This is a genomic window from Actinokineospora diospyrosa, from assembly GCF_024171925.1.
In the GTDB taxonomy this organism is placed as follows: domain Bacteria; phylum Actinomycetota; class Actinomycetes; order Mycobacteriales; family Pseudonocardiaceae; genus Actinokineospora; species Actinokineospora diospyrosa.
Map to the genome: position 1 here is coordinate 1 of NZ_JAMTCO010000026.1, position 20,465 is coordinate 20,465.

Sequence of the window (20,465 nt, forward strand, 5' to 3'; positions counted from 1 at the left end):
GCTGGGCGCTGGGCGCTGGGCGCTGGGCGCTGGGCGCTGGGCGCTGGGCGCTGGGCGCTGGGCGCTGGGCGCTGGGCGCTGGGCGCTGGGCGCTGCCGAACGGTTGCCAGCTAACATGTCTAGCATATTCGCTATGCAGTATCAAGATAACCGGTAGTTGGCGCACGACCGGGGCGGGCTTGGCGGAGTGGTCGGAACAACGCAGGGACGGGGGAGCGCAAGGGGAGTGCGATGTGTCCGCTGCGACGGCGGTCATGGCGCGCGGCGAGGGGGTGTCGCGCGGGGGAGGGGTGCACACAAAGCGCGTCGCGTTACTACTGAGCGTGAGATGGGTGCTGCGCAGCGAAGTGGTCCAGGATTAGAACGCGTGTTCGGGTGTGGCGGCTGCCGCGGCCGGGAGCAGGGGCGATATGGTGCGCTCGTGTCTGTCGCACGCGCCGAACGCCTGGTGAACCTGGTGCTGTGCCTGCTGTCCACCCGCCAGTACCTCAGCGCCGAGAAGATCCGGGGAATCGTGCCCGGGTACTCCGACGCGCCCAGTGACGAGGCGTTCTTCCGGACCTTCGAGCGGGACAAGACCGAACTGCGGGAACTGGGGATACCGCTGGAGGTCGGCCGCAACAAGGTCGTCGACACCGTCGACGGGTACCGGATCGCCCGCCGGGACTACGAGCTCGGCGAGATCGACCTGGAACCGGACGAGGCGGCCGCGGTCGCGCTCGCGGTCCGGCTGTGGGACTCCCCAGAGCTGACCGGGGCCGCGCACGGCGCCCTGCTGAAGCTGCGCGCCGCCGGGGTCGACGTGGACCAGGCCGCGCCAACCGTCGTGGAGTCCAAGGTCCGGACCACCGAGCCCGCCTTCGGTCCGCTGCTCGCGGCCGTGCAGGCCGGGCAGGCCGTCGCCTTCGACTACCGCCGCCCCTCGCCAGCTGAGCTGCGGGAGCGCACCCTCGAGCCGTGGGGCGTCGTGTCGTGGCGCAGCCGCTGGTACGTCGTGGGGCACGACCGGGACCGGGGCGCGCCGCGCTGCTTCCGGCTCTCGCGCGTGGTCGGGGAGGTGCGCAAGCTCGGCAAGCCCGGCGCGGTGCGCAGACCCGACGACGTCAACCTGATGGCGTTCGTCGCCAACACGAACACCAGCGCCGAGCCGCCCCAGTCCTCGACCGCGCTGCTGTGGATCGCGGCCGGGCGCGGGGCCGGGCTGCGGCGCCGGGCGCGGGTCGTGGGGGAGCGCTCGGTCGACGGGATCGTCGGCGACCTGGTCGAGTTGGACCTGCAGTACCCGGACACCGCGGCCGGGTGGATCGCCGGGTTCGGCGCGGATGTGCTGGTCCTGGAGCCAGAGGTGCTGGCGAAGTCGGTGCGGGAGCGGCTGCTGGCCGCGGCGAGGGGGCCACTGTGACCGCTGCCCAGGAGCGGCTGCCGAGGTTGCTGGCGCTGGTGCCCTACCTGCTCGCCCGGCCGGGGATCCCGATCGACGAGGCCGCGACCGACTTCGGTGTCTCCGCCAAGCAGTTGCGCAAGGACCTCGAACTGCTCTGGATGTGCGGCCTGCCCGGCTACGGCCCCGGCGACCTGATCGACATCTCGTTCGACGAGGACACCGTCACCATCGCCTTCGACGCCGGGATGCGCAGGCCGCTGCGGCTCACCGGCGCCGAGGCCACCGCGCTGCTGGTCGCCCTGCGCGCGCTGCTCGACGCCCCCGGGGTCGCCGAGGCGGACGCGATCCGGCGCGCGGTCGCCAAGATCGAGTCGGCCGCGGGGCAGGCCAGGCCCGGCGGGGTCGAGGTCGGCCTGGGGGTCCGCGAGGCCGCCGAGACGGCCAAGGTGCGCGAGGTGGTGCAGTCGGCGCTGCGCGCGGTCCGGGCGTTGCGGATCTCCTACTACACCGCGTCCAAGGACGAGGTGACCGAGCGGACCGTGGACCCGATGCGGGTGCTGATCGTGGACGGCCGCGGCTACCTGGAGGCCTGGTGCCGCCGCGCCGACGGGGTGCGGCTGTTCCGGCTCGACCGGGTCGACGAGGTCGTCGTCCTCGACGAGCCAGCCGCCCCGCCGCCCTACGCCGAGCCGACCGACACCTCCGAGGGCCTGTTCCGGGCCGCCCCCGACCAGCGCTCGGCGCGGCTGGTGCTGCGGCCGGACGCCAGGTGGATCTCCGAGTACTACCCGGTGGAGGACGTCGAGGAGCTCGACGGCGGCAAGCTGCGGGTGCGGATGCGCTACTCCGACGTCTCCTGGCTGGTGCGGCTCGTGCTCGGCCAGGGCGGTGAGGTCGTGGTGGAGGAACCGGCCGAGCTGGCCACGGCGGTGCGCGAGCAGGCGGCGGCCGCGGTGGCGCGGCTGGACCGTCACCTCGCGGCAACCTGAACCTCGCGTCGCGCACGTCGCGCGGTGTGCGGTCGGTAACCGGGCTGGCGGTAGAGTGCGCCCGTGCCTTATCTGCCGAGTGCCGCGCTGCTCGTCTTCGGGCTGGTGCTGCTGGGTCTGTGGTCGGTGCGCGCGGTGCGCGGGCTCGGCAGGACCCGGACCGTCCTCGCGGCGGCGAAGGCGACATTCGGTGACGAAACCGGACTGTTGCGGGCGCGGGCCGCGGGCCTGCGGGTCGCGGTGGCTCAACGGAAGCCCTCGTCTCGCGTAGCATGGGCGGGGCGAGGCGAGACTGGAGGACGGTCGTGAATCTGGGACCCTGGGAAATCCTGATCATCGCGGTGGTGGTCGTGCTGCTGTTCGGGGCGCGCAAGATGCCCGCGATGGCGCGCTCCCTCGGGCAGTCGATGCGCATCCTGAAGGCGGAGACCAAGGGCATGCGCGCCGACGACGAGGACGACAAGGCCGCCGACAAGCCCGCGGCGCAGTCCGGTGTGGTGGTCCAGCCCGCCGCCGCGCTGCCCGCGGCCAAGCCGGAGCAGTCGCCGGAGCAGATGCGCTCGGAGATCGATGAGCTGCAGCGCAAGCTCTCCCAACAGCAGGCCCAGAAGAACGCGGGCTGAGAGAGCCGGTCCCCACGGTGGCGAGCGACGAGTCGCTCCGCCGGGTGCCAAGCCGTCGCGAGAAGCGCAAACTGCGCAGTCGAAGGCACAATCCCGACGGAACGATGTCCCTGAAGGATCACCTGTACGAGCTGCGCACCAGACTCGGCTGGGCTGTCCTGTTCATCCTGCTCGGTGGAGTCTTCGGCTTCATCTGGTTCGAGGTCGACCTCGGCGCGGTTCCCTCGCTGAGCCGGGTCCTCATCGAGCCGTACTGCGCGCTGCCCGACACGGTGCGCCTGTCCCCGAACGGCACCTGCCAGTTGTTGCAGACCCAGCCGTTCGAAGCGTTCATGGTCCAGTTCAAGGTCGGTATCGCGGCGGGCATGGTGGTGACCTCACCGCTGTGGCTCTACCAGCTGTGGGCCTTCATCACCCCGGGGCTCTACGCCAAGGAGCGCCGGTTCGCGACCGTCTTCGTGTTCTTCGCCTCGATCCTGTTCATCGCGGGCGGCGTGCTGGCGTTCTTCGTCATCCCGCAGGGCCTCAGCGTGCTGGTGTCCTTCGGTGGCGACGCGTTCATCACCGCGCTCAACGGCTCGGCGTACATCTCGTTCGTGCTGGTGATGCTGCTGATCTTCGGCGTGAGCTTCGAGGTGCCGCTGCTGATCATCATGCTGAACCGGGTCGGCGTGCTGCGCTACGAGAACCTGAGCAAGTGGCGGCGCGGCATCGTCTTCGGCGTCTTCGTGTTCGCGGCGTTCGCGACGCCGGGCACCGACCCGATCTCGATGGTGGTGCTGGCCGCGGCGATGGCGGTCCTGGTGGAACTGGCGATCCAGGTGTCGCGGATCCACGACCGCCGCAAGGAGCGCCGTGAGGCGCTGGAGGACCCGAACGCGGGTCTGGCCGACGACGAGGCGACGCCGATGTCCTTCGACACCGGCCCGCTCCCGCCGTCCGAGCCCCCCGCGGAGCCGGTGGCCCAGACCAGTCCGGCACCCGCCGAACCCCGCAAACCCAGCGGCTTCGACGACGTGACCTGACCGGTCGATCCGATCGGTACCATGCCCGGCACTCCACATCGGAGTGCCGGGCACGGTCATTCCCAAGGCGACCCAAGTTTGAGCGCAGCCCGCGCCCCGGTGCACCGCACCTCAGGGGCACCGTGACGGCACCCAGCCACGGCAACCCTGAAGCGTGGCCGTCACACTCAACGCGCCCAACAGTCAAGATTTCGGGGAGGCGGCATGCCTGCTGCTTTGGCGGTGCATCCGGGGTCGGGGCATGGGGCCGCGGCAAGGGCTTTGGACGCGGTGGTGGCGCGGATCCGGCCCGTTGTGGACGAGTTGACGGTGGTCTCGGCGGACACCGTCGAGGAGTCCCGGGCGCTGATGGTCCAGGCCAAGGACGCTGGTCTGGACCTGCTGGTCGTGCTCGGCGGCGACGGGTCGGTGCACCAGGGCGTGCAGTTCTGCGCCGAGCACGGTGTGGACCTCGCGATCGTCCCGGCGGGCACCGGCAACGACCTGGCCCGCGCGCTCGGCCTGCCCGGCGACCCGGTCCCGGCAGCCGACGCGGTCGCCAAGGCGCTGGTCAACGGCACGCGGCGGCGGATCGACCTGGGCAAGCTCGACGGCGGGCCGTACTTCGGGAGCGTGCTGTGCGCCGGGTTCGACTCGGCGGTCAACGAGCGGGTCAACCGGATGCGCTGGCCGCACGGTCGGCGCCGCTACGACCTGGCGATCGTCGCCGAACTGGCGGCGCTCAAGCACCAGCGGCTGGTCGTCGAGACCGAGGGCGAGCGGCTGGAGCTGGACGCGACGATGGTCGCGATCGGCAACACCGGGTACTACGGCGGCGGCATCCCGGTCTGCCCGGGCGCCGACCCGGCCGACGGGTGGCTGGACGTGACGGTCGTCGGCAAGGCGAGCAGGCTGGACCTGCTGCGGATCCTGCCGACGCTGCGCACCGGTGACCACGTGCGGCACCCCTTCGTCCGGACGCTGCGCGCGCGGCGGGTCGAGCTCGGAGCGGACAACGGCTGGGTGTCCTACGCCGACGGCGAGCGGCTTGGGCCGCTGCCGGTCGTGGTCGACTGCGTGCCGGGGGCGCTGACCGTGCTGGCCTGACGGCCGACCAGGATCAGCCCGCCCGGTGGGTGGGCTGACGGCAGCGGGTGGTGGGCGGGCGGACAGCAGCGGGTGGTGGGCGGGCGGACAGCAGCGCGTGGTGGGCGGGGGAGACAGCACAGCGGGCGGGCCGATGGGCCGACCGGGGCAGTGCGCTGATCCCGGCGTGGGCCGACCCCGGAAGTTCGCGCGACGAGTGTCGGTCTGATGTGGAAGTCTTGGCGACGTGTCCGCCAGTTCATCCCGCTCTCCGGCGCAGGCGTATTCCGCGGCCCGGGCGCGCAGCAGAAATCCCAAGCTGGCGGAGTTCACCGCCGAGCTGTCGTTCGACCTCGACCCGTTCCAGGAGCGGGCGTGCGCGGCCTTGGAGGAGGGCCACGGCGTGCTGGTGTGCGCGCCGACCGGGGCAGGCAAGACGGTGGTCGGAGAGTTCGCCGTGCACCTGGCCCTCGGCGAGGGCCGCAAGTGCTTCTACACCACGCCCATCAAGGCGTTGTCCAACCAGAAGTTCGCCGACCTGACCGCCCGCTACGGGCCCAAGTCGGTCGGCCTGCTGACCGGGGACACCGCCGTCAACGGCAGCGCGCCGATCGTGGTGATGACCACCGAGGTGCTGCGCAACATGCTCTACGCGCGGTCCCCGGCGCTCGAGGGGCTCGGGTACGTGGTCATGGACGAGGTGCACTACCTCGCCGACCGCTTCCGCGGCGCGGTGTGGGAGGAGGTGATCCTGCACCTGCCGGAGTGGGTGAACCTGGTGAGCCTGTCGGCCACGGTCAGCAACGCCGAGGAGTTCGGCGAGTGGCTGGTCGAGGTGCGCGGCGACACCTCCGTCGTGGTCGACGAGCACCGGCCGGTCCCGCTGTGGCAGCACATGCTGGTCGGCGGTCGGCTGCTGGACCTGTTCGTCGGGGAGGGGCCCGAGGGCGAGGCGCGGATCAACCCGCAGCTGGTGCGCCGCACCGAGGAGGTCGGGCGGGTGCACGCCCCGTGGCACAACCCGCGGGCCAAGGGCGGCCGGGCGGCGGGTGCGCGCGGGCCCAGGTTCAAGCCGCCGTCGCGGATCGAGGTCATCCAGCGGCTGGACGCGGCCGGGCTGCTGCCCGGGATCGTGTTCGTGTTCAGCCGGGCGGGCTGCGAGGCGGCGGTGACCCAGTGCGTGCGCTCCGGGCTGCGGCTCAACTCCGAGGACGAGGTCGCCGAGGTGCGCCGCATCGTCGACGCCAAGACCAAGGACCTGCCCGACGCCGACTTGGCCGTGCTCGGGTTCTGGGAGTGGAAGGACGCGCTGGAGCGCGGGTTCGCCGGGCACCACGCCGGGCTGCTGCCCGCGTTCAAGGAGACGGTGGAGGAGCTGTTCGTCCGCGGTCTGGTGAAGGCGGTGTTCGCCACCGAGACGCTGGCGCTGGGCATCAACATGCCCGCCCGCACCGTCGTGCTGGAGCGGTTGGTCAAGTACAACGGCGAGGCGCACGTCGAGCTGACGCCGGGGGAGTACACCCAGCTGACCGGGCGCGCCGGGCGGCGCGGGATCGACGTCGAGGGCCACGCGGTGGTGCTGTGGCAGCCGGGCGTGGACCCCAAGCAGGTCGCCGGGCTGGCCTCGACCCGCACCTACCCGCTGCGCTCGTCGTTCCGGCCGGGCTACAACATGGCCGTCAACCTGGTGGAGCGCCTGGGCGCCCAGCAGGCGCGGGAGATGCTGGAGCAGTCGTTCGCCCAGTTCCAGGCGGACCGCTCGGTCGTGGGGCTCTCGCGCAAGCTGGACCGCAACAAGGAGGCGCTCGCCGGCTACGCCGAGTCGATGACCTGCCACCTGGGCGACTTCGCCGAGTACGCGGCGCTGCGCAGGCAGCTCGGCGACCGGGAGAAGGCGCTGTCGCGGCAGAACAGCGCCGCGCGCCGCGCCGAGGTGGCGGAGTCGCTGGAGCAGTTGCACCGCGGCGACGTGATCGCGGTACCCGCGGGGCGCCGGTCGGGGCTGGCCGTGGTGGTCGACCCCGGGCTCGACTCGATGGGTGAGCCGCGGCCGCTGGTGGTCACCGAGGACCGGTGGGCCGGGCGGCTGTCGGTGTCGGACTTCCCGGCGCCGGTCGCCGCGCTGGGCCGGATCCGGTTGCCCAAGCAGGTCGACATCCGCTCGCCGAAGTCGCGCCGGGACCTGGCCACGACGGTGCGCGACGCCGGGATCGAGGCGCCCGCGCGGTCGCGGCGGCGCTCCGGGTCCGACGACGACGCCGAGTTGGCCGCGTTGCGCCGGGCGATGCGGGCGCACCCGTGCCACGGCTGCCAGGACCGGGAGGCGCACGCGCGGTGGGCCGAGCGGTACCACCGGCTGCTGGCCGAGACCGAGCAGGTGGAGCGCAAGGTCGCCGCGACGACGCACTCGCTGGCCCGCGCGTTCGACCGGATCCGCGGCCTGCTGGCCGACCGGGGCTACCTGGCGCCGGGCGAGGACGGCGAGCAGGCGGTCACCGAGCACGGCAAGCGGTTGGCGCGCCTCTACAGCGAGTCCGACCTGCTGGCGGCGGAGTGCTTGCGCCACGGCGTGTGGCGCGGCCTGGGTGCCGCCGAGCTCGCCGCGGTGGTGTCGTCGCTGGTCTACGAGGCGCGCCGGGACGGGGCGGTCGAGGCGCGGGTGCCCGGTGGCGCGGTCACCGACGCGATGACCGCGACGGCCAGGCTGTGGGCGGAGTTGGAGGCCGACGAGCGCCACCACCGGCTCGATCGCACCCGCCAGCCCGACGCCGGGTTCGCCTGGACGGTCTACCGGTGGGTGCGCGGCGAGTCGCTGGAGCGGGTGATCACCGCGGCCGACTCGGCTGGCCAGGAGCTCTCCGCCGGTGACTTCGTGCGCTGGTGCAGGCAGGTGATCGACCTGCTGGACCAGATCAAGAACGTGGTCGGGTCCGACGACCCGGTCGGCAAGGCGGCCGCGGAGGCGGTGCGCGGGATCCGCCGCGGTGTCATCGCCCTGGCGACCGCGTGAGCGGGCGGCCGGATGTTCCCGGTTCACCACCCGGGCTGGGTGTGGCGGTACCGGCTCACTGTGGTTTGATCGCCCGCGAGTGGTGTGCAGCGTTAACTCCAGCAGCGGCGCACAGCGTCGACGGCCACAGATCTGGCGGAGGCGAGTGATGAGCAGCCCCTACGGGCCGTCCGGTGGGCAGCAGGACCCGCAGCAATGGGGTCAGCAGCAGCCCTACGGACAGCCTCCCGGCCCCCCGTCGGGTGGGTTCCCCGCGCAGGGGTACCCGCAGCAGCAGCCGCAGCAAGGGTATCCCGGCTACGGGCAGCAACAGCCCTACGGTGACCCGAACCAGCAGCAGCCGCAGTACGGCGACCCGTCGCAGCAGCAGTACGGCTACGGCCAGCAGTCGCAGCAGCCGGGTTACCCGGGCTACGGCGGTCAGCAACCGCAGCAGTTCGGCCAGTACCAGCAGTACCCGGGCCTGCCGCCGCAGGAGAAGAAGGGCGGCGGCGCCTGGATCTGGGTGCTGGTGGCCGCGGTGGTCGTCATCGCGGGCGCGGTGGCGGTGCTGGGGTTCATCACGCCCGGCTGGTTCACCAAGAAGGTCTTCGAGGTCAGCGCCATGCAGGACGGCGTGAAGATGATCCTCACCGACAAGTACCGGATCGAGGGCGTCGAGTCCGTCTCGTGCCCGGCGGACCAGGAAGTCAAGAAGGACAACCAGTTCCCCTGCGAGGTCGTGATCGGCGGGGAGAAGAAGACGGTGACGATCACCGTGCGCAACACCAACGGCGAGTACGAAGTGGCGCCGCCCGCCGACAGGTAACCCGGTCGCTTTCGGCCCGATCTCGGGGCAGGATGCGGCGTGTGTCCGACATCGAGATCCGCACCCTTGACGAGGCCCAGTGGCGTGAGTCGCTAGGTCTGTTCCGCGCCGCCCTGCACGCCCTCCCGGTGACCGACGAGCAGTGGGCGGTGGGGCGCAAGTCCTACGAGCCCGGCCGCACCCTGGGCGCGTTCCGCGGGGACACCTTGGCGGGCACGGCTTTCGCGTGGAGTTCGGACCTGCTGGTCCCCGGCGGCGGCGTGCTGCCGATGGCCGCGGTGACCCGGGTCGGCGTCCGGTCGGACCAGCGCCGCCGCGGGGTGTTGCGCGAGCTGATGCGCCACCAGTTGATCGACGCCGCCGAGCGCGGAGAGGTGTTCGCCGCGCTGCGCCCGACCGAACCGGTGATCTACGGCCGTTTCGGCTACGGCCTGGCCACCCGCGGCGCCAAAGTGGTGGCCTCGCCCAAGAACGCCGCCTTCCGACCGGAGGCCCCGTCGGGCGGCCAGGTGCGGTTGGTCGAGCCGGACGAGGCGCTGGCGGTGATGCCGGGCATCTACGAGCGTGAAGGCCGCCGCAGGCCGGGCACGATCGCGCGACCGCAGTACTGGTGGACGGTCTTCTACGAACGCGCTTTCGCCGCCGCCGAGCACATCATCCTCGCCGTCCACAGTGGACCCACCGGCGACGACGGCTACCTCATGTACCGCCCGACGCAGGGCGCGGCACCCGGCACGAACGCGACCCTCGCCGTCGAGGACTTCGTCGCCACCACCCCGGACGCCCTGTACGGCCTCTGGCGCTTCCTCCTCGGCGTGGACCTCGTCGACGAGGTCACCGTGTGGGCCAGGCCCACCGACGAACCGGTCGAGGAACTGCTCGTCGACTCCCGGGCGATCACCTCCCGCGAGTCCCGTTCGGACCTGTGGCTGCGCCTGGTGGACGTCCCCCGGGCGTTGGCGGCCCGCGAATACGGCCCAGGCTCGGTGGTCATAGCGGTCGAAGACCCGTTGCTCCCCACCAACTCCGGCCACTACCGAATCACCGCGGACGGCGCGACCCGCACAACCGCCCCAGCCGAGCTATCCCTGGACGTCGCTGTGCTGGCCATGCTCTACCTCGGCACTTGGCGCCCCCAATCCCTCGCTGACGTTGGCCGCTTGCGCGAACTCGTCCCTGGAGCGGCTGCGCGTGCGGACGCGGTGTTCGCGGTGCGCGAGGCTTCTTGGTCGGGGACGTTCTTCTAGCGATCTCTTTGTCTCGCCTTCTTCGTGGCATCGACCTGAGTCCGAACAGGACGGTGCCCGGCCCTTCTTTCACCCGTTCCAGCTACAAAAGTTATCCACATGTGGATCTTCGCGGGGGTGCTTTCAAGATCCTTTGTCGGTGGGGCCTAGTAGACTGGCCCTGGGGCCGCCCCCCGGAGAGGGTGGGGGCTGCGCCCCCGACCCGCGCGCGTGGGGGAGTTGGCGGGGCGGGTCTTAGGGTCGGGCGCGAACTTCGCGGCGCAGGTCGCTTGGAGTTCTGACAACGCCGCCTGGCCAAGCTCTGAGGTCCGTGTTGCGCACCCCCGCTCTGGTCGACCCGCTGGCGACCGCGGTCTGGCGTGCCCCCCTGCCTTGATCCGACCTTGTACGACTCCACAGATGGCCGCGCAAGCGCCCGAGCAGGTGGACTATCGGCTCCCGCATTGCCCGACTCCCAGCGATTCCCACGCCAAGGTCCCGCCCGACCCCGAAGTTGATCAGCCGTCGCCCGACCTCGGCCGCAAGTCGCCCATCGCTCGTCTCTCCCCAGGTCAGCGCCCCCACCCCGCGCCGACATTCACCCATCCCAGCGACAAAAGTTATCCACATGTGGATCTTCTGGGGCCCGCTTTCAAGATCCTCTGTCGGTAGGGCCTAGTAGACTGGCCCTGGGGCCGCCCCCCGGTGAGGGTGGGGGCTGCGCCCCCGACCCGCGCGCAGGGGGAGCGGGCGGGGGAGGTTCTTGGGCTGCCGGATTGTCGGCGAGGGGCCGTTCCGGGGCGTGATTGCACGGCAGATCGGTCGCGTCCGGCCCGAGTTGATCACGCGCCGGGGAAGTTGGTCGCTAGCGCCTTCCCTCGACGGCCAATCGCGCGTTTCCCCAGGTCAAGGCCGCCGCTTCGGCGAGATATTCACCCGTTCCAGCGACAAAAGTTATCCACATGTGGATCTTCAGGGCCGCCGTTCAAGATCCACTGTCGGTGGGGCCCGGTAGACTGGCACCGGGGTCGCCCCCCGGTGAGGGTGGGGGCTGCGCCCCCGACCCGCGTGTGCGGGGAGGGGAAGGTGGGGGAGGGGCTTAGGCGCCGAGGGCTTTGAGGAGTCTGTCCACGGCGGATCCGAGGGCCCAGCGTTCCTGCAGGTGCCGCACCCGGTCCAGGTCCACGGCGTGCGGGACCTCCGGGGTGCCGGTCGCCTCGATGGTGACGTCGGTGGCTACTCGGACGACCAGGGGGGCCTTGGCGAGGTAGTCGGCGTCGTGGGTGAAGGCGTCGCGGACTTTGAGGGGGACGTCTTTGGAGCCCGCGGCGGCGGCTTCCACCAGGGCGGCGAGGGAGCCGAACTTGGTGATCAGCTTCGCCGCGGTCTTCTCGCCGATGCCGGTGATGCCGGGCAGCCCGTCGGACGGGTCGCCGCGCAGGACGGCCATGTCGGCGTAGGCGAGGCCCTCGGCGGGCAGGCCGTAGCGGGTCGCCAGTTCCTGGGGGCCGATCTCCTCGGCCTTGGACCAGCCGCGGCCGACGTAGACCACGCGGACGGGGGTGGGTTCGTCGCGCACGCACTGGAACAGGTCGCGGTCGCCGGTGATGATCTCGACCGGACCGGCGGCCTCGCGGTGCGCCAGGGTGCCGATGACGTCGTCGGCCTCGTAGCCCGCGGCCTGGGCGGTCGCGATGCCCAGCGCGTCGAGCAGGTCGATGATGATCGGCACCTGCGGGGTGAGCGTGTCGGGCACCTCCTCGGCGTTGACCGCCGGGTCGGCCACCCGCTGCGCCTTGTAGCTGGGGATCGCCTCGACCCGGAACGCGGGCCGCCAGTCGGCGTCCAGGCAGGCCACCAGCCGCGCCGGGTGCCGGTCGGTGAGGATCTGGGCGATCATCCCGGCGAACCCGCGCACGGCGTTGACCGGGACGCCGTCCGGTGAGGTCATCGACTCCGGCAGCGCGAAGAACGACCGGAAGTACAGGCTCGCCGAGTCCAGCAGCACGAGGGGTCCGCTCACGGGGGCCAGCCTGCCACATCGGACCGCAGAGAGTCCTTTGCAAATTTTCCTCTGCGGTTGTACGGTCGCGGCCATGGCGAGGACACCGCGGTACAACCGGGTCGGCGCGGAGACGCTCAAGGTCATCGCGCACCCGTTGCGGATGCGGATGTTGGGCGTGCTGCGCGCGCACGGCCCGAACACCGCCACCGGCCTCGCCGCGCGCCTGGGCGAGAGCTCCGGCACGACCAGTTGGCACCTGCGCCAACTCGCCGACGCCGGGTTCATCGAGGAGGACACCGAGCGCGGCAACCGCCGGGAGCGCTGGTGGCGCGCCGCGCAGGAGGTCACCCAGGTCGTCTCGCACGCCATGCCCGACGACCCGGAGACCCAGGACGCCTACGGCACCTTCCTCACCGCCCTGATCGACCTCGGCTACGAGCGCTCCACCCGGTACGCGCGCACCCGCCACGCCCTGCCCGAGGCCTGGCGGCACGTCTCCGAGCTGTCGGACTGGCGGATGTCGCTGACCCCGGCGGAACTGCGCCAACTCGCCGTCGAGGTCAACGAGCTCGTCAACCGCTACCACCGCGACCCGGCCGAGGGCGACGAGATCGTCACCGTCCAGGTCCAGATGTTCCCCTCCGGGCAGGACACGTGAGGCGGCTGCCGCTGATCGCGCTGCTCGCCGCGAACGCCCTGTCGGCGTGCGGGTCGATCATGACCATGCTGGCGGTGCCGTGGTTCGTGCTCGCCACCACCGGCAGCGCCGCCAAGACCGGGCTCACCGCCGGGGCCGAGGTCGTCGGCACCGTGATCGCGGCGTTGCTGGCCGGACCGGTGGTGGACCGCTTCGGGCGGCGCGCGGTCAGCGTGGCGTCGGACCTGGTCGCCGCAGCGGTGGTGGCGACGATCCCGCTGCTGCACGCGACGGTCGGGCTGCCGTTCGGCGCACTGCTCGTCCTCGCCGTGGCGCTGGGTATGGCGGGAGCGCCGGGGGAGACCGCGCGCAAGTCGATGATGCCGGGGCTGATCGCGTCGACCGGGGTCAGCGGGGAGCGGGCCGCGAGCGGCTACGACGGGGTGTCCAGGGGCGCGCGGATGCTCGGGGCGCCGCTGGCGGGGGTGCTCATCGCGGTGATCGGACCGCAGTCGGTGCTGCTGGTGGACGCGGGCACGTTCCTCGGCTCCGCGCTGCTGATCCGCCTGCTCGTCCCCGCGGTCGGTGGTGACAGCGAGACCGAGCCGGGCAGCTACCTGACCCGCATGCGACGCGGGCTGGCCTACCTGCGCGAAGACCGGCTCATGGGCGGGATCGTCGCGATGATCTCGGTGACGAACCTGCTCGACGCCGCGTTCTTCTCGGTCCTGATGCCGGTGTTCGCCAAGGACGTCCTGCACAACAGCATCGCGCTGGGCCTGATGTCCGGGGTGTTCAACGCCGCCGCGCTCACCGGGTCGCTCGCCTTCGCCTGGGCCGGACCCCGGTTGCCCCGCAGGCTGACGTTCGCGTTCGCCTTCCTGCTCAGCGGCGCCCCCCGGTTCGTCGTGCTGGCGATGGGCGCGCCGCTGCCGGTGGTGCTGGTGCTGTGGGCGGTCCTGGGCCTCGGTGTCGGCGCGATCAATCCGGTGCTCGGGGTGACCCAGTACGAACGGGTGCCCGAAGCGGTGCTGCCGATGGTCTTCGGCGTGATGTACGCGGGGGCGTACTGCGGCATGCCCTTGGGCGCGGCGTTGGCGGGCTTGTCGGTCGAGGGGTTTGGGCTGGTGCCGACTCTTTGGGCGGGCGCGACGCTCTACCTCGCGGCGACCCTGTGCCCACTGGTGTTCCCCACCTGGCGACAAATGGACCGCCGCGCCCTGGCGACCGTCTGAGCCGCCCAGACGATGGAACCGGCTGGCGGTCGAGCTGTGCCAGGTCCCGACGCCTGGCCGCCCTGAGGGTTGAACTGGTCCGGCGGCTGAGCCGCTCGACAGCGTGGCTGCTCTGGGTGAGCCGTCCTGGCGGCTGACGTGCCCGGCGAGCGAGTTGTCCACAGCCCTGCGCGGTCGAGCTCGGGTTCTGTCGGTGCTTTCTGGCAGGCTGTATATCGGGGGCTGCTCAGCGCGGTTTGATCTTGGTTGGGCCGTTGGTCGAGGGTGTGCGGTGAGGCTCGATGGGGCGAACTTCCTTTGCGCGGGGCCCCTACAGCACCCGTGCTGGGCTCAAATGCTGGGGGCCAAAGGGACGGCCCAGCCAGCCGCCGACGAGGCTACGGGTGCTGTCCCCCCACGCAAAGGAAGTCCGCACCATCGAGCAGTGGGCATCGGCGCCTGGGGTTGTGCCTGATCGGGCAGGTGGTTCCTTCGACTTGTGCGGGGGCGGGCGCAAAGGCTCTGGCGCTGACCCGAGTCGTGGACCCGGCTGAATCGGTCTGGGAACGACGCTAGGCTGCGGGGTATGTCGACCACGACCACCTCCGCCGACCCCGACCTGCTGCGCGCCCGGCTCCAGCGCGCCCGGGACGCCGCCACCGCGCAGGGCGCTGACGCCCTGGTGATCGCGCCGGGGTCGGATCTGCGGTACCTGATCGGTGGGTCCGGGTCCTCGTTCGAGCGGCTCACGGCCTTGGTCGTGTCCGCCGACGCTGAGGAAGCGGTGCTGGTCGTCCCCAAGCTGGAGGCGCCCGGGTACGCCGGTGTGCCGCTGGAGGCGCTCGGTGTCCGGCTCGCGACCTGGGTCGACGGGGAGGACCCGTACGCGCTGGTCGCGGGTGCGCTCGGTGCGCCGTCGGTGGTCGCGGTCGGCGACGTGCTGCCCGCGTTGCACGCGTTCCCGCTGCGTGCGGCGCTGCCCGGTGCTGAGCACGTGCTGGCCGGTCCGGTGCTCCGTGAGCTGCGGATGCGCAAAGATGCGGCCGAGGTCGAGGCGTTGCGCGTCGCCGGTGCCGCGATCGATCGTGTGCACGCCCGGATCGGTGAGTGGCTGCGCCCGGGCCGCACCGAGGCCGAGGTCGGCGCCGACATCGCCGCTGCGATCGTCGCCGAGGGCCACGCCCGGGTCGAGTTCGTCATCGTCGGCTCCGGCCCCAACGGCGCCAGCCCGCACCACAGCCTGTCCGACCGCGTGATCACCACCGGCGACGTCGTGGTGATCGACATCGGCGGCTCCACCGCCGACGGCTACAACTCCGACAGCACCCGCGTCTACTCCGTCGGCGACCCCCGCGACGCCGACGTCGCCGAGACCTACGCCGTCCTCGCCGCCGCCCAGCGCGCCTCCGTCGCTTCCGTCCGCCCCGGTGTCACCGCCGAGTCCGTCGACGCCGCCGCCCGCCAGGTCATCGCCGACGCGGGCTTCGGCGAGTACTTCATCCACCGCACCGGCCACGGCATCGGCCTCGACGTGCACGAACACCCGTACATCGTGGCCGGGAACGACCTGGTCCTCGAGCCGGGCATGGCCTTCAGCGTCGAGCCGGGCATCTACCTGCCCGACCGCTGGGGCGCCCGCATCGAGGACATCGTCATCGTCACCGAGGACGGCGTGGAGTCGGTCAACAACCAGCCGCACGAGCTCGTGGTGCTCCCCGGATGAGCGAACTGGAACCGATCGACAAGGCCATAGTCCGAGAACTCGCCGCCGACGGCAGACGCAGCTTCACCGACCTCGCCGAACGCGTAGGCCTGAGCGTTTCCGCCGTACACCAACGCGTTCGCCGCCTTGAGCAGCGCGAGGTAATCCGCGGCTACTCAGCCCGCTTGGACGCCGAGGCCATCGGGTTGCCTCTGACGGCTTTAATCTCACTGACGCCGATCGACCCAGCCGCACCCGACGACTATCCGCAGCGGCTACAGCACATCAGCGAGATCGAGTCCTGCTACTCGGTGGCTGGCGACGAGTCCTACGTCCTCCTGGTCCGAGTGGCCTCGCCCGCTGACCTGGAAGACTTGCTCCGCAAGATCCGCGAATCAGCCAAGGTCTCCACCCGAACAACGGTCGTACTGTCGACACCTTACGAGGGCCGCTCCCCGGCGCTCTGATCACGCGCCTTCAGTTCCGCTAACGCCACTGCGTAGTTCTTCGTGATGGACAACGTCCATGGGTGGTCTGGGCCGAGAGTGCTCTCGGATACTTCTGAGGCTTGGCGATAAAGCGCCACGGCTTCGTTGATTCGGCCTACAGCTTTGTAGGCGTGAGCAAGGTTGTTGGCTGACGTGAGTGTGTCTGGGTGGTTGTTGCCGAGGGTTTCGTGGAAGGTGTTGAGTGTTTGTTCGTGGAGTGCGATGGCTTCGCTTAGGCGGCCTGCGGATTCGTAGGCGCCAGCGAGGTTGTTGGCTGACGTGAGTGTGTCTGGGTGGTTGTTGCCGAGGGTTTCGTGGAAGGTGTTGAGTGTTTGTTCGTGGAGTGCGATGGCTTCGCTTAGGCGGCCTGCGGATTCGTAGGCGCCAGCGAGGTTGTTGGCTGACGTGAGTGTGTCTGGGTGGTTGTTGCCGAGGGTTTCGCGGCGGGTGTTGAGTGTTTGTTCATAGAGTATGACGGCTTCGCTTAGGCGGCCTGCGGATTGGTAGGTGCCGGCGAGGTTGTTGGCTGACTTGAGAGTATCGGGGTTGCTGTCGCCGAGATGGTGTCGGTAATGGGCGTGCGTAGCCTCGGCATAAGCGATTGTTGCGGGGTTGGCGGTAGTGTCAAGAAAGTAGATCGTCATGTTGGCTAATTGAAGGGCTACGGGGCTGAATAGAGTGATAGAGGTGACCTGGCGAGCTAGGTCAGTGCCGATGTCGCGATGTTGCCACGCCTGTTCTTCTGTTGGCAGGTGTCGGCTAAGGACTTCGGTGATCTGAGCTGCGGTGTCCTCCATCGAGCTGTTGCCCTCGCGCAGAGTTCGCTGCGTTAGGCGGTGCATGATAAGTGTGTTGCCGTCTTCGCCCGCGTAGTCGATGAGAGAGGCTCGGCGCAGGGCGGCTGCGGTGGTGAGCAATGCGTCCCGAGTGGGTAGCAGGGTGTCGAGAAAGTCGCGGTGGACGCCGTCAGGTGAGAGTAGGGCCAAGGCGTCCAAGAGGAGCCGGGCGTGCGGATGCTCCGCCTCCACTTGAGCAGCGCTGAGCGAGATCGCCTTGGCCAAGCCGGTCGGGTAAGCGTGACCTCTAGGCGGCGTCAGGTGATCCAGCGTCGTGTCGTTGAGATGGCTCAAGTAAGCGGCGAAGTCGCGTTCGTGATCGCGGATGCGGGCGCCAGCGAGAGCGAGTGCCAAGGGTAGGTACCCCAGCTCTGCGGCGACCTCAGCCGCTCCAGCCGGATCGTCGATGCCGGTGAGTGCGATCAAGAACGCCACCGCTGTGTCCGGGGCGAAGACATCGACCGAAACAGCGGTGCCGAGGTTGTGGGTGTCCGTGCTCGTACTGGTGATGATCACCTGAAGCGACCCGGCCACAGGCAAGTAGTCCGCGACCGCCCCAGGATCGGTCACGTTGTCGAACACCAGCAGGCCTGGCTCGGTATGGGCATTCAGGTGGTTGTGCAGCCTCCGCAGCACCACTTCCAGCGGCTCGTCGTCCCCACGAAGCCCCAGAGCATCGGCCAGCCCCAGCAGGTCAGTGGTCAGGCTGTCGCTGGTTTCCGCCGCGATCCACCCCACCAACCACCCCTGCGCCACCCGTTCCCGCGCGTACTCCGCAGCCAGCTGCGTCTTCCCCACCCCACGCTGCCCCGTCACCGCCACCACAACAGCGACCCCACTCGCCGCCACCGCCCGTAGCTCGTCCAGCTTCGCCGGCACCCGGAACGCCTGCGGTTGTCGAGGCACCTTGCCCGTAACAACCTGCCCGGCGACCTTGCCCAGCGGACCCGGCGCCGCGTGCTGGACCAGCGTGAACTGGCCCGAGTTGTCCCGGAACTGCGCTACCGCATCCCGCGCCCGGTTCTCTGTCGACACCCGCACATCGTACGGCGGACGCCCTACTTGCGGTCCTTGCGCCGCAGCGAGGTGCTCACGTAGATCAGCCCGCTCGTCAGCACCACGATGTCGTCGAAGTACACCGGGTCAGGCAGCACGTCGATCGGGAACGCCGTGTACGCCAGGGACAGCCAGTACGCCACCTTCGTCGGCACCGGCGTGTCGGGCTGGTGCACCCGGCGGTGCTTGCGGACCAGCATGACCACGAGAACCACCGCGATCAGCACCAGCACGACCACCAGAAGACCCAGCCAGGTCCATAACGAGTCCACCCCGCCCCCTCACAGCCACAATCACGGCCCGATGGTCGTAGCCGCGTGCAGGTCCCCGTCCGCCCCCGGTAGGCACGCCGCCGCGCGGGCGTCGGTCACCAGGAACTCGCCGAAGCAGCGACCCAACTGAAGGTGCCCAGCCGCGTTGGGATGAAACGACTCCTGCAGGGCGTGTGAGGCCCGGTCGTCGCTGCCCAGGTCGTTCCAGCGGACCGACAAGCGGCTGAACCACTCCTGGGCGGGGTCGTCGTGGGAGCAGGCCTCGCGGCCGACGCCGGAGCGGGAGACGTCGAGCAGGCGGGCGCCGGTGGTGCGGGCGGCCTGCTGGATGCCCTCGGTGATCCGCGGGACGGCCTCGGCGCGGACCCAGCGCAGGTCGGCCTCGCGGAACGGGCAGCCGTTGAGGTTGCGCAGGCCGGGGCGCACGTCCGGGCTGAGCGGGGCCGCGTAGGACTGCAGCACCAGGTGGTAGTCGGTGTTCTGGTAGCCGGCGCCGGACATGGCCGAGCGGATGTCGGACAGGGCGGCGACCACCTTGGGCACCATCTTGTCCACCCGCTCCTGCCACTGGCTGCCCACCGACTCCGAGCACGCCCGCTTCGCCTGGTCCAGCCACGCCTGCAGGCAACTGTCGAGCACGTGCGAGAACGCCGGGTCGTCGTTGGCCCCCACCGCGACCAGGATCGCCACGACGCGCTTCTGGCGGGCCAGCGCGCCGAGCCGGGCTGCCTGCGACCCCTCGGTGTACTGCACCGCCTCGCCCAGGCCCACCTGCGCGGACGGGGCCCCCGAGCACGCCAGGTTGATCGTCTCGTCGATCGAGCGCAGTCCGGTGTGGTGGATGGACGCGGCGCGGGAGCGGTGGCACCAGTCGCCGTCCGTGCCGTCGGTGCCCGGCTCGTAGTCGCCAGCCGCCTCACCCGAAATGGTGGAGTCGCCCATCGCCACCAGCACCCGGGGCACCCCGGTCGGCGGGGACGGCGCGGGGGCCGGTCCGGGCAGGACGATCAGGACGGCGCTCGCCAGCACGAGCACCAGCAACAGGACAGCGGCGTGGAATCGGTACCGTCGCAGCATCACCGCCCAGTCTAGGCGCTGTCCTGTAAGTCTGGTGCGTGGGATCGGTGATCCGCGTGGTTCCTGGGCGCGCGGGCGGGAAGCCGCTCGTACTGGGTGTACTTGGGTTTTCCGGCCGTGTGGCCAGGGGCCGCGCGGGCGCGGGTAGCGCGTGCCCGACTTGCAGGACAGCGCCTAGGCGCCGCGCTCAGAGCTTGCGCAGCAGCGCCTGCTTCGCCGTGCTGAACTCGTCCTCGGTGAGGATCCCGTCGCGGCGCAGCTCGCCCAGTTCGCGCAGCCTGCGCAGCACCGTGTCCTGGTCGAGTGGACTGTCGCTTGTGGACACCTGGGGCGGCTCGGCGACCTGGGGCGCCGACGGGTGCGGTAGTCGGGCGACCACCGCTGCCGCGAGCAGCGCCGAGGCGGTGATGTCCTTCTTGAACCCCCACAGCCGGAAGCAGTTCGGGTCGTGCGAGGCCGCCAGCGCGCCCTGCGGGCCGACCGGGCGCAGCCGCACCAGCTTCGGCGTCCACTCGACACCGACCAGGTCGCTGACGCTGACCTCGCGGTTGCCGCCGGAGCGCTTGGACGACTCCGCCGCCCAGCCCCACTCGAACCGCACCCGCTCACCGTCGAACGAGGCGACGCCGTCCTCGCCGGTGGTCGACAGCGGCACGTCCGGCCCCGGCAGCAGCCACTGCTCGGCTGGCCCGTCCGGCACCTGCGCGACCAGCAGGGCGTCGCGCACCCCGTCGGCGAAGTACTCGGCGGAGGCGGCGGCCTTCGGGTCGATGGTCAGCCGGAACGGGTCGGCGATCTCCGGCAGCGCGCCGCGGGTGACGTGGGCCAGCGGATCGGCGCCCGCCCGCAGCCGCAACCGCAGGTGCCCGCCCTTGCGGTCGTTCTCGAACCGCAGGCCGCCGATCGCCGCCAGCGGCACCACCAGTTCACCGACCGCCAGCCGCAGCGGGTGCGCGCCCTTCGCCGGGTCCAGCCGGACCGCGTCGTAGTCGAACACCCAGGTGCCCTCCCGGCCGGTCACCTCGGTCATCCCCAGCACGGCGCGCCC

At 70.9% G+C, this 20,465-nt stretch carries 18 protein-coding genes; 13 read left to right on the top strand and 5 right to left on the bottom strand.

From position 1 onward, the window contains the following. The first annotated feature begins 421 nt into the window (after positions 1 to 421). From LV75_RS34500 to LV75_RS34540, 9 genes are all read left to right on the top strand, one after another. On the top strand, positions 422 to 1,402 hold the full coding sequence (locus LV75_RS34500) for a helix-turn-helix transcriptional regulator (protein WP_253891748.1): 981 nt from the start codon (positions 422 to 424) through the stop codon (positions 1,400 to 1,402). Beyond that, positions 1,399 to 2,373: a helix-turn-helix transcriptional regulator gene (locus LV75_RS34505; protein WP_253891749.1), complete on the top strand. Its 975-nt coding sequence runs from the start codon at positions 1,399 to 1,401 to the stop codon at positions 2,371 to 2,373. The genes LV75_RS34500 and LV75_RS34505 overlap by 4 nt, the downstream gene beginning before the upstream one ends. Positions 2,374 to 2,436: 63 nt before the next feature. Further along, positions 2,437 to 2,682: a bacteriophage holin gene (locus tag LV75_RS34510; protein WP_253891750.1), complete on the top strand. Its 246-nt coding sequence runs from the start codon at positions 2,437 to 2,439 to the stop codon at positions 2,680 to 2,682. Next, positions 2,679 to 2,996: a Sec-independent protein translocase subunit TatA gene (gene tatA, locus LV75_RS34515; protein ID WP_253891751.1), complete on the top strand. Its 318-nt coding sequence runs from the start codon at positions 2,679 to 2,681 to the stop codon at positions 2,994 to 2,996. Before LV75_RS34510 ends, tatA begins: the two co-directional genes overlap by 4 nt. Before the next feature lie 104 nt (positions 2,997 to 3,100). Beyond that, positions 3,101 to 4,021, top strand: coding sequence for a twin-arginine translocase subunit TatC (gene tatC, locus LV75_RS34520; RefSeq protein ID WP_253891752.1), 921 nt, complete (start codon positions 3,101 to 3,103; stop codon positions 4,019 to 4,021). Between the two features lie 204 nt (positions 4,022 to 4,225). Then, on the top strand, positions 4,226 to 5,107 hold the full coding sequence (locus LV75_RS34525; protein WP_253891753.1) for a diacylglycerol/lipid kinase family protein: 882 nt from the start codon (positions 4,226 to 4,228) through the stop codon (positions 5,105 to 5,107). Between the two features lie 226 nt (positions 5,108 to 5,333). Next, complete coding sequence (locus LV75_RS34530) at positions 5,334 to 8,096, top strand: DEAD/DEAH box helicase (RefSeq protein ID WP_253891754.1); 2,763 nt, start codon at positions 5,334 to 5,336, stop codon at positions 8,094 to 8,096. 148 nt (positions 8,097 to 8,244) lie between these two features. Next, positions 8,245 to 8,904, top strand: coding sequence for a DUF4333 domain-containing protein (locus tag LV75_RS34535; protein WP_253891755.1), 660 nt, complete (start codon positions 8,245 to 8,247; stop codon positions 8,902 to 8,904). Between the two features lie 32 nt (positions 8,905 to 8,936). Beyond that, entirely contained in the window at positions 8,937 to 10,151 is a 1,215-nt protein-coding gene (locus LV75_RS34540; RefSeq protein WP_253891756.1) for a GNAT family N-acetyltransferase, read from the top strand. A gap of 1,078 nt (positions 10,152 to 11,229) precedes the next feature. Here the strand turns inward: LV75_RS34540 and LV75_RS34545 are convergent. After that, positions 11,230 to 12,153: a 5'-3' exonuclease gene (locus LV75_RS34545; protein ID WP_253891757.1), complete on the bottom strand. Its 924-nt coding sequence runs from the start codon at positions 12,151 to 12,153 to the stop codon at positions 11,230 to 11,232. Positions 12,154 to 12,226: 73 nt separating this feature from the next. Here LV75_RS34545 and LV75_RS34550 point away from each other — a divergent pair, with 73 nt between their 5' ends. The 4 genes from LV75_RS34550 to LV75_RS34565 all read left to right on the top strand — a co-directional run bounded on the left by LV75_RS34550 (position 12,227) and on the right by LV75_RS34565 (position 16,155). Then, the gene (locus LV75_RS34550) at positions 12,227 to 12,793 is read left to right on the top strand and encodes an ArsR/SmtB family transcription factor (RefSeq protein WP_253891758.1); all 567 of its coding nucleotides are present in this window, start codon (positions 12,227 to 12,229) and stop codon (positions 12,791 to 12,793) included. Beyond that, entirely contained in the window at positions 12,790 to 14,007 is a 1,218-nt protein-coding gene (locus LV75_RS34555) for an MFS transporter (protein ID WP_253891759.1), read from the top strand. The genes LV75_RS34550 and LV75_RS34555 overlap by 4 nt, the downstream gene beginning before the upstream one ends. A gap of 565 nt (positions 14,008 to 14,572) precedes the next feature. Then, positions 14,573 to 15,709, top strand: coding sequence for a M24 family metallopeptidase (locus LV75_RS34560; RefSeq protein WP_253891760.1), 1,137 nt, complete (start codon positions 14,573 to 14,575; stop codon positions 15,707 to 15,709). Continuing rightward, positions 15,706 to 16,155, top strand: a complete 450-nt coding sequence (locus LV75_RS34565; RefSeq protein WP_204454281.1) for an Lrp/AsnC family transcriptional regulator — start codon at positions 15,706 to 15,708, stop codon at positions 16,153 to 16,155. The genes LV75_RS34560 and LV75_RS34565 overlap by 4 nt, the downstream gene beginning before the upstream one ends. On the opposite strand, the gene LV75_RS35765 is transcribed toward LV75_RS34565, so the two are convergent. From LV75_RS35765 to LV75_RS34585, 4 genes are all read right to left on the bottom strand, one after another. Beyond that, on the bottom strand, positions 16,128 to 18,047 hold the full coding sequence (locus tag LV75_RS35765; RefSeq protein ID WP_253891761.1) for a tetratricopeptide repeat protein: 1,920 nt from the start codon (positions 18,045 to 18,047) through the stop codon (positions 16,128 to 16,130). The genes LV75_RS34565 and LV75_RS35765 overlap by 28 nt on opposite strands. Before the next feature lie 23 nt (positions 18,048 to 18,070). Further along, on the bottom strand, positions 18,071 to 18,340 hold the full coding sequence (locus LV75_RS34575) for a YkvA family protein (protein ID WP_253891762.1): 270 nt from the start codon (positions 18,338 to 18,340) through the stop codon (positions 18,071 to 18,073). Between the two features lie 21 nt (positions 18,341 to 18,361). Beyond that, on the bottom strand, positions 18,362 to 19,417 hold the full coding sequence (locus LV75_RS34580; protein WP_253891763.1) for a GDSL-type esterase/lipase family protein: 1,056 nt from the start codon (positions 19,415 to 19,417) through the stop codon (positions 18,362 to 18,364). A gap of 187 nt (positions 19,418 to 19,604) precedes the next feature. Continuing rightward, positions 19,605 to 20,447, bottom strand: coding sequence for a DUF4429 domain-containing protein (locus tag LV75_RS34585; protein ID WP_253891764.1), 843 nt, complete (start codon positions 20,445 to 20,447; stop codon positions 19,605 to 19,607). Positions 20,448 to 20,465: the final 18 nt, after the last annotated feature.

Coding starts and splice junctions, on each gene's coding strand:
- LV75_RS34585 (WP_253891764.1), bottom strand. CDS start 20,447: ATGACCGAGGTGACCGGCCGGGAGGGCACCTGGGTGTTCGACTACGAC.
- LV75_RS34525 (WP_253891753.1), top strand. CDS start 4,226: ATGCCTGCTGCTTTGGCGGTGCATCCGGGGTCGGGGCATGGGGCCGCG.
- LV75_RS34580 (WP_253891763.1), bottom strand. CDS start 19,417: ATGCTGCGACGGTACCGATTCCACGCCGCTGTCCTGTTGCTGGTGCTC.
- LV75_RS34550 (WP_253891758.1), top strand. CDS start 12,227: ATGGCGAGGACACCGCGGTACAACCGGGTCGGCGCGGAGACGCTCAAG.
- tatC (WP_253891752.1), top strand. CDS start 3,101: ATGTCCCTGAAGGATCACCTGTACGAGCTGCGCACCAGACTCGGCTGG.
- LV75_RS34565 (WP_204454281.1), top strand. CDS start 15,706: ATGAGCGAACTGGAACCGATCGACAAGGCCATAGTCCGAGAACTCGCC.
- LV75_RS34560 (WP_253891760.1), top strand. CDS start 14,573: ATGTCGACCACGACCACCTCCGCCGACCCCGACCTGCTGCGCGCCCGG.
- LV75_RS34535 (WP_253891755.1), top strand. CDS start 8,245: ATGAGCAGCCCCTACGGGCCGTCCGGTGGGCAGCAGGACCCGCAGCAA.
- LV75_RS34540 (WP_253891756.1), top strand. CDS start 8,937: ATGCGGCGTGTGTCCGACATCGAGATCCGCACCCTTGACGAGGCCCAG.